The organism is Vibrio sp. 1288, assembly GCF_033344475.1.
This window is the reverse complement of record NZ_JAWPOX010000467.1, coordinates 1-727: the sequence shown is the minus strand read 5'-3', so window position 1 is coordinate 727 and position 727 is coordinate 1. Positions and strand designations below refer to the sequence as shown.

The 727-nt window shown below is 48.8% G+C and carries 1 protein-coding gene and 1 pseudogene; both read left to right on the top strand.

All coding sequences use genetic code 11. The features are described from left to right. Positions 1-515, top strand: a 515-nt coding sequence (locus R8O11_RS27430) for a TrkA family potassium uptake protein (protein ID WP_318194902.1), incomplete at its 5' end; no start/stop codon positions are given. Continuing rightward, positions 512-727 (top strand): annotated as a pseudogene (locus R8O11_RS27425) (Ktr system potassium transporter B); the annotation flags it as partial. The gene R8O11_RS27430 and the pseudogene R8O11_RS27425, both read left to right, overlap by 4 nt.

The following is a 727-nucleotide window of genomic DNA, read 5'->3' as shown; positions in this document are numbered from 1 at the left end:
AGGCCATTGTGGCAAATTGTACTCATGAAGAAACGGTCGCAGAGCTCAAGCTCGATGATTACGACATGGTGATGATTGCCATTGGTGCAGACGTGAATGCCAGCATTCTTGCTACCCTGATAGCAAAAGAGGCGGGTGTAAAATCGGTATGGGTAAAAGCTAACGACCGATTCCAAGCTCGCGTTCTGCAAAAAATTGGCGCAGACCACATCATCATGCCAGAGCGCGATATGGGCATTCGTGTGGCGCGCAAAATGCTGGATAAACGCGTACTCGAATTTCATCCATTGGGCAGCGGATTAGCGATGACAGAGTTTGTTGTTGGCTCGCGTTTGATGGGTAAAACGTTAAGCGATTTGGCGCTGTGCAAGGTCGAAGGCGTGCAAGTGTTGGGCTTTAAACGTGGCCCTGAAATCATCAAAGCGCCTGATATGAGCACCACGCTTGAAATCGGCGATCTCATTATTGTGGTTGGCCCGCAAGACAAGTTGGCAAACAAGCTGAAATCATTATGACGCAATTTCATCAGAGAGGCGTTTTTTACGTCCCAGACGGCAAACGAGATAAAGCGAAAGGTGGCGAACCGCGCATTATATTGCTGAGCTTTCTCGGAGTGTTATTGCCTTCTGCTGTTCTGCTTACGCTACCGGTTTTTTCGGTTTCTGGTCTGTCTATTACTGACGCGTTGTTTACCGCGACTTCAGCCATTAGTGGGACGGGATTGGGT